Here is a 13694-nt window from a genome sequence, read left to right on the forward strand (position 1 = left end):
TTCAGATACTGATAGAGAAGGAGAGCGTGCTCAACAGCGCGCCTACTTCACTCCGTAGTCGATCCACTGCATACAGCAATCGCTGTTCCTGGTGCGAGGGGAGAGAAATGGCCATGGTCGCGGCCGCGTCACCGGCGGTGATCGGGATAGCCGCGCATACCGTGCCCAGGGCATATTCCTGTCGTTCGGTCACGGGCTGCATCCGCTCCATGGCGGAAATGCGCTGTTCCAGCGCCCTCATGTCCCGGACCGTATAGGGAGTGATCGCCTCGACGGGGTGCCGGTCGTAGTGATCGCGGCGGCTCTTCTCGTCGAGCTGGGCGAGCAGGCACTGCCCGATGGCGTGCGCGTGGCCGGTCGCCCGGAAGTCGGCCCATTCCCGGCAGGCGGGATGGCCAGGGGTGTCGGAGACCCCGACGACCTCGATCTCGCCCTCGCGGTAGACCGCGAAATAGACGGGCGCGCCGACCACGTCGCGGAAGTGCGCGAGGGAGTCGAGGATCATGCTGCGACGTTTCTGCTGCACTCCGCCGCCCGCCAGCCTGCCGGCCGCGTCGCCGAGCACGAACACCCCGCTCTCCCGGCGCAGATAGCCCTCATGGGTGAGCGTGCGCAGCAGGTGGTACGCGGTGGGAAGCGGGAGCCCGGCCTCGCGCGCCAGCTGTTTCGCCGGGGCTCCCTCGCTATGGGAACCGACGGCTTCGAGCAGTCTCAGCGCCCGCTGTACCGACCCGATCAGCGTCGGCACAGCGGCATTGTCGACCGAAGACAAGGCTCACCCCCAGGCGTGGCGGCGGGCGCCTGGACGGCCCGCCCTGCGGGGGCCGCCCCCGCGCGTGCCACGTCTCCTGGGCATCTACTGGGCGCTCACTTGGCATAACCGCAGGTCAGAGCGGGTCTACCGGGTTCGGTGCCCAGGTGACGGCACAGATTGCCACTCTATTATCCGCCGATGGCCCGCCCGTGAGGGCTTTGTCGCCTCACGTTCCCTCAGGTGGGTTAATCACCAGTCCGTGGACTTCGTCGCGCCACTGCCCGCGCCGCCGAATCGCCTGACCACGAAGACCAGACCGCCGACAAGTGCGACGAACAACAGCACCTTGAACACAAAGCCGATCAGCGCGGTCAGGATGCTGGTGATGACACCCCCGAAAACGAAAAGCGCCAGAAGCGGAACGGCGACCCACTTCACCCACCAGGGCATGCCTGCGAATACCTGCCGGATGCCGTCCATGACCTCGACCTCTTCCTGTTCCTCGCGGATTGTTCCCGGGCTGCTCCCGTGTGACTTCCTGTCATCGATGCTAGGAGCGACGGCCGCTGAAATGGGGCCCGCGAGCCCCACCCGTCCCCTGATCCGCCCCCTAGGGGGTCAGGCCTCCGGCGGGGAGAACACCACCAGCACTTTGAGGTCCTCGCTGATGTGGTGGAACCGGTGCGGCACCCCGGCCGGCACGTAGACCACGCTGCCCCGGGCCACCGACTGCGTCTCGTCCCCCACGGTGATCGCGGCCCGTCCGCTGACCACGAAGTACACCTCGTCCTGTCCGTGCGGCTGCTGCGGATCGGTCTGCCCCGCGTCCAGCGCGTACAGGCCCACCGACATGTTCCGCTCTCGCAGGAACTGCAGGTACGCACCCTGGTTCGCGGCCCGTTCGGCCTCCAGTTCGTCCAGCCGGAACGCCTTCATACTGCTCGGCCTCTTTCTTCCCTGTGATTGTCTGCAACGATCGGAAGCATGACGAACTTCCTGGTCAAGACGCTCGCCAACGCCGCCGCCCTGGCCGTGGCCATCTGGGTGGACATCGGGATCACCCTGACCGGTAACAGCACCGCCGACAAGGCCCTGGCCCTCATCCTCGTCGCCGTGGTCTTCGGACTGGTCAACGCCATCGTGAAGCCGGTGGTGAAGCTGCTGTCGCTGCCGCTGTTCGTCCTCACCCTCGGCCTGTTCACCCTGGTGGTGAACGCCCTGATGCTGCTGCTGACCTCCTGGCTGGCCGACCTCCTCGGCATCGCCTTCCACGTCGACGGCTTCTGGACCGCCGTGCTCGGCGGCCTGATCATCTCCATCGTCTCCTGGGCCGTGAACCTCGCTCTGCCCGACCGGAGCTGATGGCCCGTGTACCGCGTCTGCTTCGTCTGCACCGGCAACATCTGCCGCTCCCCCATGGCCGAGGCCGTCTTCCGCGCCCATGTCGCCGAGGCCGGCCTGGACGGCCTGGTCTCCGTCGACAGCGCCGGCACCGGCGGCTGGCACGAGGGTGACGGCGCCGATCCGCGCACCGTCGCCGTCCTCGAATCGGCCGGCTACCGCCAGGACCACGCGGCCCGGCAGTTCCGCGCCTCCTGGTTCGCCGCCCTGGACCTGGTCATAGCCCTCGACGCCGGGCACCTGCGCGACCTGCGCCGGCTCGCGCCCACCCCCGAGGACGCGGCCAAGGTGCGGCTGCTGCGGTCGTACGACCCGGAGGCCGTGTCCGGCGACACCGATGTGCCCGACCCCTACTACGGCGGACTCGACGGCTTCGAGGAGTGCCTGGAGCTGGTCGAGGCCGCGAGCCCCGGCCTGCTGGAGGCCGTACGCCTCGCCGCGACGGCAGTGAAGGAGCCGCAGTCGTGACCACCTCCCCGATCGGCGACGGCACCCGGGCCGTCCGTGCCGGACTTCCCGAGCCCGTCAAGAACGAGCCCACCCTCCCCGGCCCGGTGTTCGCCTCGCACTTCCACCTGCCCGGCGAGGTGGAGGGCCCGTACACCTACGCCCGCGACACCAACCCCACCTGGACCCTGCTGGAACGGGCCATCGGGGAACTGGAGGCGCCCGGCGAGGACGGGGTGGAAACCGTGGTCTTCGCCTCCGGCATGGCCGCCGTTTCCGCCGTCCTGCTCTCCCAGGTCCAGGCCGGCGACACCGTGGTCCTGCCGGACGACGGCTACCAGGCACTGCCGCTCGTCGCGGCACAGCTGGAGGCCTACGGCGTCCGCGTCCGCACCGCGCCCACCGCCGGCGACGCCCAGCTCGACGTCCTCGACGGGGCGCGGCTGCTGTGGCTGGAGACCCCCTCCAATCCGGGGCTGGACGTGTGCGACATCCGGCGGCTGGCCGAGGCCGCGCACGCCGCGGGCGCGCTGGTGGCCGTCGACAACACCCTGGCCACCCCGCTCGGCCAGCGCCCCCTGGAACTGGGCGCGGACTTCGCCGTCGCCAGCGGCACCAAGGGGCTGACCGGCCACGGCGACCTGCTGCTCGGCTACGTCAGCTGCCGGGACGCGGAACTCACCGCCCGGGTCAGGCAGTGGCGCAAGATCGTCGGGGCGATCCCGGGGCCGATGGAGGCCTGGCTGGCCCACCGATCCCTCGCCACGCTGCAGCTGCGCACCCACCGCCAGTGGGCCAATGCCCTGGCCGTCGCCGAGGCCCTGCACGGCCGCCCCGAGGTGTCCGGGCTGCGCTATCCCGGACTGCCCGGCGACCCCGCGCACAAGACGGCCGCCCTGCAGATGCGCGGCCACGGGTCGGTGGTGTCCTTCACCCTGTCCGACCGGGCGCACGCCGACCGGTTCCTGCGGGCGCTGACGCTGGTGGAGGACGCCACCAGCTTTGGCGGCGTACGGTCCACGGCCGAGCGGCGCGGCCGGTGGGGCGGGGACGCGGTCGCGGAGGGCTTCATCCGCTTCTCCGCGGGCGCCGAGGACACGGAGGACCTGGTCGCGGACGTCCTGCGGGCCCTGGACGCGACGGAACCGGCGGGAGGCGTTTCGGAACCGGAATAGCGGGCCACTCTTCTCCCATGACCGAACGTCCCGTGGTCAAGCGCACCGCCCGCGCCATCCTGCTCGACGGTGCCGACCTGATCCTGATCAAACGCACCAAGCCCGGTGTCGATCCGTACTGGCTGACGCCCGGCGGAGGAGTGGAGTCGTCCGACGCGACCGTCGTCGACGCGCTGCACCGGGAGCTCGACGAGGAGCTCGGCGCCAAGGTGACCGACGTGGTGCCGTGCTTCGTCGACACCGTCGAACACATCGCGGACGGCGGGGTGACGGGCTGCAAGGTCCAGCACTTCTTCGTCTGCCGGCTGGAGTCCATGGACCCGGACCGGCGGCACGGCCCGGAGGTGGACCAGCCGGAGGGCGAGTACGAGATCGTCCGGGTGCCGTTCAGCCGGGTCGGGATCGCCGCCGTGCACCTGGTCCCGCTCTCCCTGCGGCACTACCTCGACGGGAACATCGAGGGCGTCCGCGCGATGCACGCCCCCGACCTGGGCTGAGGGCGGCCGGCCCGGCGGCCGGCCGCTCCCGGTCACCGGCGCCGGGTGCCCGGCTTCAGAGAGCCGGCTTCCGGGGCACGGCTCAGGCGCCCGCCCCGGCCAGTTCCTCGACGGCGTCGTACCGGATCCTTTCTCCTGGGATCCCGATCCGCTTCAGGGCGTCCACCCCGCTCCGGATCAGCCCGGGCGGACCCGAGATGAAGGCGTCGTAGGAGTTCCACGGCCCGTGCTCGCCGACCGCCTGAGGCAGCTGTCCGGCCAGCCCGTCACCCACCACCGGCCGCACCGACAGCCACGGGTGGGAGCGCTGCAGGCCCAGCAGGGTGTCCTTGTCGTAGAGGTCGTGATCGCTGCGCGCGCCGAAGAACACCTCCACCGGTCGGCGTTCGCCGTGCTCGGCGACGTCCTCGATGAGCGCCTTGATCGGGGCGATGCCGGTGCCACCGCCCAGGCACAGCATCCCGTTGTCCGTGGTGTGGTCGACCACCATGGAGCCGGCCGGCGGGCCCAGCCGCAGGACGTCCCCGGGCCGGGCGTGCCGGACCAGCGCGTTGGATACCCAGCCCGCGGGGACCGCCTTGACGTGGAAGGACAGCAGTCCGTCCGCGCGGGGTGCGGAGGCGAAGGAGTAGTGCCGCCAGACCCGCGGCCACCACGGCGTCTCCACGGTCGTGTACTGGCCGGCCAGGAAGGGGTAGGGCTGGTCGGGGCGGACCGTGATCACCGCGATGTCGGAGGTCCGCGGGTCGTGGGAGACCACCTCGGCGTGCCACCACGCGGGGGAGGAACGTTCGTCCTCAGAGGCAGCATCGATCATTGTCTGGGAGATCGTCGTGTACGCCCGCACCCACGCGGCTTCGGCCTCCGGTCCCCAGGTCCGCTCCGCGTACCGGCCGAGCGCCCCGATCAACGCCTCGCCGACCGCCGGGTAGTGGGCGGGCTGGGTGCCGTACTTGCGGTGGCCGGCGCCAAGGCGGCGGAGGTAGGGGATGAGGACCGCCGGGTCGTCGATGTGCTCGGACGCGGTCAGCAGCGCCTTCAGCAGCCGGTCACGCTGTACGTCCATGGCCACGGGGAACATCGACCGCACCTCTGGGTGCCCGGTGAAGACCAGCGCGTAGAAGTAGGAGGTCACCTTGTCGGCGACGGGTGCTATCTCCGCGAGAGTTCGGCGGATGAGCACGGCATCCGTGGAGGGCTCCATGGCTGCGCAGCATGCCAGCCGGGTGGAACACCCCGTGGGTACTTTGCGGAAGTTCCGCGTCTTGAACCCACTTTCCTCTTAAGATGCCTCGCCTCCCGGGCGTGCCGCGGCCACCAGCTGGTATGCGTCCCGCAGGTCCAGCCCCCGGTACACGTGCGTGGCACGGGCCGCGACGTGCGGCTGGGCGTTGACCGCCACCGACACGGGTACCGCCCCGAACAGCACGGCGTCGGTCATCGAGTCGCCGTAGGCCACGCACTGGGACCGGGCCAGGCCGAACCGGGCGCAGAGCCGGTCCGCGACCTCCACCTTGCGCTCCGGGGTCAGGATCCCGGTGACGTCCACGGGCCGGGTGAAGGGCACCTCCGGGAAGACCGATCCGTGGGCGGCGTGCGCACCCCACTCCACCAGGAGTTCCACGAAGAAGGACGGGGACAGCGAGATCACCGCGCAGAACTCGCCGCGCTCCCGGATCTCCCGCCACACCTCGCGGATGCCGGCCAGCCAGGGCGCCCCTTCGAAGGCCGCCCGGACGTGGGCCGGCGTCAGGTCCGCCCACAGCGCGTGCACCCCCACCGCGAACTCCGGGGGCCCGATCTCCCGCGCGCTGAACGCGCGCTCCAGCTCGGCGATCTCGGCGGTCAGCCCCAGCTGCCGGGAGAGTTCGACCGGCGCCGCCGAGCCGTGCATCAGCGTGCCGTCGAGGTCGAAGATGTGGAGACGGGTCATGACAGTTGAGGCTAGTGCGTGCGTGTTTCACGTGAAACACCAAATCCCCTGGACGCCCCCGGGCCGATGATCCAGTCTGGCCCGGTGACACCATCACACCTCACCGACCTGCCGATCCGCCCGCTGACCGTGGACGATCTCACCCGCTGCGCCGACCTCTCCGAGGACCGCGGCTGGCTCCGCGAGGAACACAAGTGGGGCCTACTGCTCACCGCCGGAACCGGATACGGCATCGACGCCCCCGACGGCCGGGGCCTGGCGGCGTCCTGTGTGGTCACCCGGTACGGAGGCTCCCCGGACCGTACGGATCTCGCCGCGATCGGCATGGTGCTGGTCGCCGACCGGTACCAGCGCCGGGGCCTGGGCCGCCGGCTGATGACGTACGTCTGTGACGAGGTCCTCCGGGGCGTCCCGCTCACCCTGCACGCCACCCCGAACGGCCGCCCGCTGTACGAGGAGCTCGGCTTCAAGGCCACCGGCCGCTCCGACATGCTCGTGGGGACCTTCCGGGTCACCGGCACCCCTGGGACGGACAGCACGCCGGGGACGGACGGCACGCCGCGGGTCCGTCCGGCGGTGGCCGGGGACCTCCAGCGGATCCTGCGCCTGGACGCCGAGGTGTTCGGCACCGACCGCACCCACATGATCACCAGGCTGCCCGCCTTCGCCGACCGTCTGCTCATCGCCGAGGACGCCGAGCACTCCCTCGCCGGATACACGGCCGCCTGGCCCAACACGCACACCCATGTCGTGGGGCCGCTGGTCGCCCGGGACACCGCGACCGCGCGGGCCCTGATCACCGCCATCGGCATGAGCACCGACCGGCCGCTGCGCACCGACATCGACGTGCGTCACGAGGAGCTCATCGGCTGGCTCAGGGAACGCGGCCTGGAATCGGTCGCCTTCAACTCCGTCATGACCAGGGACATCCCCCGTCTGCCCGGTGACTGGACCCGCCGCTGGGCTCCACTGACCGTCGCGGCGGGCTGAGCAACGACAGAAGGAACCACCGTGACCGACCCCGTCGAGCTGAGCATCCGGCCCGCCACCGAGGCCGACCTCCCCGCCATCGTCGCCATGCTGGCCGACGACCCCCTCGGCGCCTCCCGCGAGTCCCCCGAGGACCTCACCCCGTACCGAGAGGCCCTCAAGCGGCTCGCCGATGACCCCAACCAGCAACTCGTCGTCGCGGTCCGCGGGAACCGCGTGGTGGGGACGCTGCAGCTGACCCTGGTTCCCGGGCTGTCCCGCAGGGGCGCCACCCGTTCGATCATCGAGGCGGTCCGGATCCACGCCGGCGAACGCGGCAGCGGCCTCGGCAGCCGGCTCATCACCTGGGCGGTCGAGGAGTCCCGCCGGCAGAACTGCCAGTTGGTGCAGCTCACCTCCGACGCCTCCCGGACGGACGCCCACCGCTTCTACGAGCGGCTCGGATTCACCGCCTCGCACATCGGCTTCAAGCTGCAGCTCTGAGCCCGGCGCGCCGGGCCCGGGCCGGGAGCGGCGGTGCCGCCGTACGATCCGGGGATGAGCAGCAGCCGCCGAAGGATCACCACCGCCGAGCGCAGGCACCGGCTCGGTGTCCGCCACCTGCTCGCTCCCTCGGTCCACGGCACCGCCGTGGCCGAGGCAGCGGACGCCGTGGTCGCCCTGCACGCGACGGACGCCGCCACCGTCTACCTCTCCGCCCGGGCCCGGCTGGCCGGAACCGGGGTGGCGGCCATGGAGAAGGACTTCTACGACGAGCACTCCGTGGTGCGGATGCTGAGCATGCGGAACACGCTGTTCGCCGTCTCCGCCGAACTGGCGCCCTGCGTGGCCTCGTCCACCGCGCTCGCCATCGCCGCGAAGGAACGGCGCACCCTGCTCAAACACCTTCAGGAGGACGGCCAGGGGCTCGATGCGGCCTGGCTGGCCGGGGCCGAGGAGTCCACCCTGGCAGCCCTCGACGCCGGGGGCCCGTCCACCGGCTCCCAGCTGTCCGCGGCCGTCCCCGCCCTGAGCCGGAAGATCACCGTCGGCCGGGGATCGAAGTGGGAGACCACCCAGGGCGTGGCCACCCGGGTGATCCGGCTGCTCGCCGCCGACGGCCGGATCCGCCGGGACCGGCCGCGCGGCAGCTGGACCTCCAGCCAGTTCCGCTGGACCCACTGCGCGCCCTGGCCCGAGGTCCCCGAGGACCGGGCCCGGGCCGAACTCGCGCGCCGCTGGCTCCACGCGTACGGGCCGGCCACCGAGGCCGACCTCACGTGGTGGACCGGCTGGACCCTCACCGCGACCCGGAAGGCACTGGCCGCCGTCGGGCCCGAGGAGGTCCTGCTGGACGACGGCGCCACGGCCCTGGTGGCCCCCGGGGACGCCGGGCCCGTCCCGGAGCCGGAGCCCTGGGCGGCCCTGCTGCCCGGGCTGGACCCCAGTGCGATGGGCTGGGCCGACCGCTCCTTCCACCTGGACCCCGCCCACCGGCCGGCCCTCTTCGACCGGGCGGGCAACGTCGGTCCCACCGTGTGGTGGAACGGCAGGATCGTCGGCGGCTGGGCCCAGCGCCCGGGCGGCGAGATCGTGTGGCGGCTCCTCGGGGACGCAGGAGCCGAGGCCGAGAAGGCGGTCGCCGCCGAGGCCGCGCGCCTCGCCGAGTGGATCGGGGAGGCCCGGGTCACCCCGCGCTTCCGCACCCCGCTGGAGCGCGAACTGAGCACCTGAGGCACCCTCCGGGCCGCGATCCGGAAGAACCGGAAGAAAGGGCCTAGCCGATGCCCCGCCAGCCCTGCGGGTCCACTCCGCCGGGCACGGGAGCGTCGGGGTCGTACGGGAGCCGGGTGAACACGAAGGAGCCCAGGTCGAGATGGCTCACCGTGCCGTCCGGCAGGCGCACGGCCCGCAGCGTCTCACCGGCGTAGTAGCCGGCCAGCCCGGTCCAGGTGCCGTCCCCGGCGGGCCGGAAGCGCGCCGCCCGGCCCATCGCGCCCAGCGGGCTCAGCTCCAGCAGCCCGTCGGCCGACAGCCGCAGGGCGAACGGCGAGGTCCCCCAGTACCAGGGCCCCACCACGTCCAGCGCCACCGGATCCGATTCCCGCAGCGGCCTCCACGGCTCGGGGATCCGCGGCTCCGCCTCGGCCACGATCCGCACCAGGTCCACCGCCACCGTGGCCGCCGGCAGGCCCGAGGTGCAGTTGGCGAGCACCACCGCGGCCACGTCGTCCGCCTCGCTGAACCAGAGCCCGGCCACGAACCCCGGCAGGGAGCCGCTGTGCCCGGCCAGCTGCCGTCCGTGCGCCTCCGTCAGCTGGAGGCCCAGCCCGTACCCGGCATCGGCGCCGCCGGGCTCCGGCGGGGAGGCCGCCGTACGCATCTCGCGCACCGACTCCGCACTCAGGACCCGCTCGTCGCCCCGCGCCAGGAACACCGCGAACCGGGCCAGGTCGCGCGTGGTCGACCACAGCTGGCCGGCCGCGGCCATCAGCCCCAGGTCCTCCAGCGGCTCGGGCATCATCACGTCCGCCCACGGGTGCACCGCCCAGCCGCCCGCGTGCGGCGCCACCGGCTGCGCACTCGTCCGGCCCAGGCCCAGGGGATCCAGCACCTCGGCCCGGAGCACCTCCTCCCAGGGCCGCCCGCGGACCGCCTCGACCAGCGAACCCAGCAGCGAGTAACCGGGGTTGGAGTAGTGGAACCGGCGCCCCGGAGCGTGCCGGAACGGCTGCTCGCCCAGCACGTCGGAGAGCTCCGGGCGCAGCGCCGCGGGGCTCCGCTCCCACCACTCGCCGGGAGTCTCGGCCGCCAGGCCGGCCGTATGAGCCAGCAGCTGACCGATGGTCACCTCGCCCGCGCCGGTCCCCGGCAGGTGCTTCTCCAGCGGGTCGCCTAGGTCGAGCAGGCCCTCGTCGCGGAGCCGCATCACCAACACCGCGGTGAACGTCTTGCTGATCGAGCCGATCCGGTACTGCACCGAGCCGTCCGGCCCGTGACCCTCCATCATCGTCCTGGAGCCCTCCCAGACCACGCCCCCGCCCCGCGCTACGGCCGCCACCAGCGAGGGCGACCGTCCTTCGGCCTGGGCCACCGCGATCCGGTGCAGCAGCGAGCGACGGGTGGAAGGCAGCAGGGCGGCATCCGAGGGCATGTCAGTCATGCCCGGGATGCTACGTGTTGGCCATGTCCACGAACCGCGAATAATGGCCCTGGAAGGCCACGGTGATCGTCGCCGTGGGGCCGTTACGGTGCTTCGCCACGATCAGGTCGGCCTCACCGGCGCGCGGGGACTCCTTCTCGTAGGCGTCCTCGCGGTGCAGCAGGATCACCATGTCGGCGTCCTGCTCGATGGATCCGGACTCACGCAGGTCGGAGACCATCGGCTTCTTGTCCGTACGCTGCTCCGGGCCACGGTTCAGCTGGGACAGCGCGATCACCGGGACCTCGAGCTCCTTCGCCAGCAGCTTCAGGTTTCGGGACATGTCCGAGACCTCCTGCTGACGGCTCTCCGGCCGGCGCGCGCCGCCCGACTGCATCAGCTGGAGGTAGTCGATGACGACCAGCTGGAGGTCACTGCGCTGCTTGAGCCGGCGGCACTTGGCGCGGATCTCCATCATCGACAGGTTCGGGGAGTCGTCGATGTAGAGCGGCGCGGCGGAGACGTCGGGCATGCGGCGGGCCAGCCGGGTCCAGTCGTCGTCGGTCATCGTGCCCGAGCGCATGTGGTGCAGCGCCACCCGCGCCTCGGCGGACAGCAGGCGCATCGCGATCTCGTTGCGGCCCATTTCGAGGGAGAAGATCACGCTGGGCAGGTTGTTCTTGATCGAGCACGCCCGGGCGAAGTCCAGGGCGAGGGTGGACTTGCCCATCGCGGGACGGGCCGCGATGACGATCATCTGGCCGGGGTGCAGCCCGTTGGTCAGCGAGTCCAGGTCGGTGAAGCCGGTGGGGACTCCGGACATCTGGCCGCTGCGCGAGCCGATCGCCTCGATCTCGTCGAGCGCGCCCTCCATGATGTCGCCCAGCGGGAGGTAGTCCTCGGAGGTCCGCTGCTCGGTCACCGCGTAGATCTCGGCCTGGGCCTTGTTGACGATCTCGTCGACGTCCCCGTCGGCCGCGTAGCCCATCTGCGTGATCTTCGTGCCGGCGGACACCAGACGGCGCAGCACCGCGCGCTCGTGCACGATCTCCGCGTAGTACTCGGCGTTCGCCGCCGTCGGCACCGACTGCACCAGCGTGTGCAGGTACGAGGCACCGCCGACCTTGCTGATCTCGCCGCGCCGGGTCAGTTCCGCGCCCACCGTGATCGGGTCGGCCGGCTCGCCCTTGGCGTAGAGGTCCAGGATCGCCTGGTAGATCGTCTCGTGCGAGGGGCGGTAGAAGTCGGCGCCCTTGAGGACCTCGACCACGTCGGCGATGGCGTCCTTGGACAGCAGCATGCCGCCGAGCACGGACTGCTCGGCGTCCAGGTCCTGCGGGGGCACCCGCTCGAAGCCGCCCCCGCCGTCCCAGGAGCCGCCCTCACCGCCGCGGTCGTGCTGCTCCTCGCCGCGGCCACGGCCTTCGCCACGGCGCTGGCGGACGGGCAGACGGTCGCCCGGACCACTGTCGGCCCAGGGGTCGTCCATGGGCTCGGGGATACTCACCGGGCCGCCTCCTCCCGTCCGCCACGCGGACCTCGCCATGCCACTCTTTCTTACGACACGGCTCTGACATTTGGGACACCCGGATCGGCTCTCGGCGCGTCGGGCAACGACCAACGGTAGGGCCGCGGACGACGTCAGCCAATCTTGTTATCCACAGGGTGTGTGGATGAGGTGTGGATGACGGGCCCCATCCTGTGGGTAACTCCCTCCGACCTGTGTACGGACCGGGGGACAGCGCTGTGGACAAAATCACCCGACCCACCCCGTTACCCGGCCTGACCTGCGTTTTCTCTATCCACGGCCAGAGCGGCGGAAATTAATTCGCCCCCACCCCAAGATCGCCCGGAACGATCTCCCGAGAAGCCCCCAACAGACTCATCAGTAAGGATCACAGCATGGTTGCGTCCATTACCTGTGGAAGATTAGATTGAGCACATGACACAGGCCACCGCGATACCGAAGGCTGCCCCGGCACCCGACCCGAAACGGCACGACCGCGAGATCCTCGCACTGGCCGTCCCGGCCCTCGGCTCGCTCGTCGCCGAGCCCCTCTTCGTCATGGCCGACAGCGCCATCGTGGGCCACCTCGGCACCCCCCAGCTGGCCGGCCTCGGCATCGCCGCCGCCCTCCTGACCACCGCTGTCAGTGTCTTCGTCTTCCTCGCCTACGCCACCACCGCGGCGGTCTCCCGCCGGGTCGGCGCCGGCGACCTCCGGGCGGCCGTCCGGCAGGGCATGGACGGCATCTGGCTGGCCCTGCTGCTCGGCGCCGGCGTGATCGCCGTACTTCTGCCCACCGCACCCGGACTGGTCGACGCCTTCGGCGCCTCCACCACGGCAGCGCCGTACGCCGTCACCTACCTGCGGGTCTCCGCCCTGGGCATCCCCGCCATGCTGGTGGTCCTCGCGTCCACCGGCGTGCTGCGCGGCCTCCAGGACACCCGCACACCGCTCTACGTCGCCATCGGCGGGTTCGCCGCCAACGGCGTGCTGAACCTGGCCCTGGTCTACGGCGCCGGGCTCGGCATCGCGGGCTCCGCCTGGGGCACCGTCCTCGCCCAGTGGGGCATGGCCGCCGTCTACCTGACCGTGGTGGTCCGGGCCGCCCGCCGCCATGACGCCTCGCTCCGGCCCGACACCAAGGGCATCCGGGCCTGCGCCCGGGCCGGCGCACCCCTGCTGGTGCGCACCCTCTCGCTGCGCGCCGTGCTGATGCTGGCCACCGCTGTCGCGGCCCACCTGGGCGACACCGACATCGCGGCCCACCAGATCCTGCTCTCCCTGTGGAGCCTGCTGGCCTTCGCCCTGGACGCCATCGCCATCGCCGGCCAGTCGATCATCGGCCGCTACCTGGGCGCCGGGGACGCCGAGGGGGCCCGGGCGGTGGCCCGGCGCGCGGTGCAGTGGGGGATCGCCTCAGGCGTGGTGCTCGGCCTGCTGGTGGTCCTCGCCCGGCCGCTTTTCATCCCGCTCTTCACCTCCGACCCGGCCGTGCAGGACGCCCTGCTGCCCGCGCTGCTGGTACTGGCGCTCTCGCAGCCCGTGGCCGGCATCGTCTTCGTCCTGGACGGGGTCCTGATGGGTGCGGGCGACGGACCCTACCTGGCCGGGGCCATGGTGGTGACCCTGGCCGTGTTCGCCCCGGTCGCACTGCTCGTCCCGGTGCTCGGCGGCGGCCTGACCGCACTGTGGTGGGCCATGACCCTGATGATGCTGACCCGGATGGCCACGCTCCAGCTGCGGGCCCGGTCGGGCCGCTGGCTGGTCACCGGCGCCACCCGCTGAGGCCGCGTGATGCACGCCGAGGCCGTGTGTTTCACGTGAAACACGCGCCGGCACGCGGAAGGGCCCGCACCCCGAGGGGTGCGG

General features: G+C 71.7%; 15 protein-coding genes. 8 read left to right on the forward strand and 7 right to left on the reverse strand.

Translation table 11 applies throughout. The features are described from left to right. Position 1: 1 nt before the first annotated feature. From ACGFQ9_RS07660 to ACGFQ9_RS07670, 3 genes are all read right to left on the reverse strand, one after another. The gene (locus ACGFQ9_RS07660) at positions 2 to 748 is read right to left on the reverse strand and encodes an IclR family transcriptional regulator (RefSeq protein WP_393572236.1); all 747 of its coding nucleotides are present in this window, start codon (positions 746 to 748) and stop codon (positions 2 to 4) included. A 255-nt stretch (positions 749 to 1003) separates the two neighbouring features. Beyond that, complete coding sequence (locus tag ACGFQ9_RS07665) at positions 1004 to 1234, reverse strand: DUF5326 family protein (RefSeq protein WP_393572238.1); 231 nt, start codon at positions 1232 to 1234, stop codon at positions 1004 to 1006. 138 nt (positions 1235 to 1372) lie between these two features. Next, entirely contained in the window at positions 1373 to 1690 is a 318-nt protein-coding gene (locus tag ACGFQ9_RS07670) for a cupin domain-containing protein (RefSeq protein ID WP_393572240.1), read from the reverse strand. A gap of 48 nt (positions 1691 to 1738) precedes the next feature. On the opposite strand from ACGFQ9_RS07670, the gene ACGFQ9_RS07675 reads away from it, so the two are divergent. Genes ACGFQ9_RS07675 through ACGFQ9_RS07690 form a run of 4 tightly spaced genes read left to right on the forward strand, consistent with a single transcriptional unit; the run spans position 1739 to position 4274 of the window. Then, the gene (locus tag ACGFQ9_RS07675) at positions 1739 to 2116 is read left to right on the forward strand and encodes a phage holin family protein (RefSeq protein ID WP_393572242.1); all 378 of its coding nucleotides are present in this window, start codon (positions 1739 to 1741) and stop codon (positions 2114 to 2116) included. Between the two features lie 54 nt (positions 2117 to 2170). After that, a complete protein-coding gene (locus tag ACGFQ9_RS07680) occupies positions 2171 to 2623 on the forward strand; it encodes a low molecular weight protein-tyrosine-phosphatase (RefSeq protein WP_393572990.1) in 453 nt (150 codons plus the stop codon). Beyond that, positions 2620 to 3777: a cystathionine gamma-lyase gene (locus tag ACGFQ9_RS07685; protein WP_393572244.1), complete on the forward strand. Its 1158-nt coding sequence runs from the start codon at positions 2620 to 2622 to the stop codon at positions 3775 to 3777. The genes ACGFQ9_RS07680 and ACGFQ9_RS07685 overlap by 4 nt, the downstream gene beginning before the upstream one ends. A 17-nt stretch (positions 3778 to 3794) precedes the next feature. Beyond that, positions 3795 to 4274 (forward strand): NUDIX domain-containing protein, encoded by a 480-nt coding sequence (locus tag ACGFQ9_RS07690; RefSeq protein ID WP_393572246.1) that lies wholly within the window; start codon positions 3795 to 3797, stop codon positions 4272 to 4274. Positions 4275 to 4356: 82 nt separating this feature from the next. Here ACGFQ9_RS07690 and ACGFQ9_RS07695 read toward each other — a convergent pair whose 3' ends face one another. Both ACGFQ9_RS07695 and ACGFQ9_RS07700 read right to left on the reverse strand, forming a co-directional pair. Continuing rightward, positions 4357 to 5478, reverse strand: a complete 1122-nt coding sequence (locus ACGFQ9_RS07695; protein ID WP_393572248.1) for a globin domain-containing protein — start codon at positions 5476 to 5478, stop codon at positions 4357 to 4359. A gap of 78 nt (positions 5479 to 5556) precedes the next feature. Then, positions 5557 to 6207: an HAD family hydrolase gene (locus tag ACGFQ9_RS07700; RefSeq protein WP_393572249.1), complete on the reverse strand. Its 651-nt coding sequence runs from the start codon at positions 6205 to 6207 to the stop codon at positions 5557 to 5559. Between the two features lie 66 nt (positions 6208 to 6273). Here ACGFQ9_RS07700 and ACGFQ9_RS07705 point away from each other — a divergent pair, with 66 nt between their 5' ends. The 3 genes from ACGFQ9_RS07705 (at position 6274) to ACGFQ9_RS07715 (ending at position 8910) form a co-directional block, all read left to right on the forward strand. Further along, entirely contained in the window at positions 6274 to 7197 is a 924-nt protein-coding gene (locus ACGFQ9_RS07705; RefSeq protein WP_393572251.1) for a GNAT family N-acetyltransferase, read from the forward strand. 87 nt (positions 7198 to 7284) lie between these two features. Beyond that, on the forward strand, positions 7285 to 7680 hold the full coding sequence (locus ACGFQ9_RS07710; protein WP_393572992.1) for a GNAT family N-acetyltransferase: 396 nt from the start codon (positions 7285 to 7287) through the stop codon (positions 7678 to 7680). A 54-nt stretch (positions 7681 to 7734) separates the two neighbouring features. Then, positions 7735 to 8910: a winged helix DNA-binding domain-containing protein gene (locus tag ACGFQ9_RS07715; RefSeq protein ID WP_393572253.1), complete on the forward strand. Its 1176-nt coding sequence runs from the start codon at positions 7735 to 7737 to the stop codon at positions 8908 to 8910. A 43-nt stretch (positions 8911 to 8953) separates the two neighbouring features. On the opposite strand, the gene ACGFQ9_RS07720 is transcribed toward ACGFQ9_RS07715, so the two are convergent. Beyond that, positions 8954 to 10330 (reverse strand): serine hydrolase domain-containing protein, encoded by a 1377-nt coding sequence (locus ACGFQ9_RS07720; protein ID WP_393572994.1) that lies wholly within the window; start codon positions 10328 to 10330, stop codon positions 8954 to 8956. Between the two features lie 19 nt (positions 10331 to 10349). Then, entirely contained in the window at positions 10350 to 11825 is a 1476-nt protein-coding gene (dnaB, locus tag ACGFQ9_RS07725; protein WP_393572255.1) for a replicative DNA helicase, read from the reverse strand. A gap of 435 nt (positions 11826 to 12260) precedes the next feature. Here dnaB and ACGFQ9_RS07730 point away from each other — a divergent pair, with 435 nt between their 5' ends. Next, on the forward strand, positions 12261 to 13610 hold the full coding sequence (locus ACGFQ9_RS07730) for an MATE family efflux transporter (protein WP_393572257.1): 1350 nt from the start codon (positions 12261 to 12263) through the stop codon (positions 13608 to 13610). The last annotated feature ends 84 nt before the right edge of the window (positions 13611 to 13694 follow it).

The organism is Streptomyces sp. NPDC048603 (assembly GCF_043199475.1).
Lineage (GTDB): Bacteria > Actinomycetota > Actinomycetes > Streptomycetales > Streptomycetaceae > Streptomyces.

Coding starts and splice junctions, on each gene's coding strand:
- ACGFQ9_RS07665 (WP_393572238.1), bottom strand. CDS start 1,234: ATGGACGGCATCCGGCAGGTATTCGCAGGCATGCCCTGGTGGGTGAAG.
- ACGFQ9_RS07670 (WP_393572240.1), bottom strand. CDS start 1,690: ATGAAGGCGTTCCGGCTGGACGAACTGGAGGCCGAACGGGCCGCGAAC.
- ACGFQ9_RS07675 (WP_393572242.1), top strand. CDS start 1,739: ATGACGAACTTCCTGGTCAAGACGCTCGCCAACGCCGCCGCCCTGGCC.
- ACGFQ9_RS07680 (WP_393572990.1), top strand. CDS start 2,171: ATGGCCGAGGCCGTCTTCCGCGCCCATGTCGCCGAGGCCGGCCTGGAC.
- ACGFQ9_RS07690 (WP_393572246.1), top strand. CDS start 3,795: ATGACCGAACGTCCCGTGGTCAAGCGCACCGCCCGCGCCATCCTGCTC.
- ACGFQ9_RS07695 (WP_393572248.1), bottom strand. CDS start 5,478: ATGGAGCCCTCCACGGATGCCGTGCTCATCCGCCGAACTCTCGCGGAG.
- ACGFQ9_RS07700 (WP_393572249.1), bottom strand. CDS start 6,207: ATGACCCGTCTCCACATCTTCGACCTCGACGGCACGCTGATGCACGGC.
- ACGFQ9_RS07705 (WP_393572251.1), top strand. CDS start 6,274: ATGATCCAGTCTGGCCCGGTGACACCATCACACCTCACCGACCTGCCG.
- ACGFQ9_RS07710 (WP_393572992.1), top strand. CDS start 7,285: ATGCTGGCCGACGACCCCCTCGGCGCCTCCCGCGAGTCCCCCGAGGAC.
- ACGFQ9_RS07715 (WP_393572253.1), top strand. CDS start 7,735: ATGAGCAGCAGCCGCCGAAGGATCACCACCGCCGAGCGCAGGCACCGG.
- ACGFQ9_RS07720 (WP_393572994.1), bottom strand. CDS start 10,330: ATGCCCTCGGATGCCGCCCTGCTGCCTTCCACCCGTCGCTCGCTGCTG.
- ACGFQ9_RS07730 (WP_393572257.1), top strand. CDS start 12,261: ATGACACAGGCCACCGCGATACCGAAGGCTGCCCCGGCACCCGACCCG.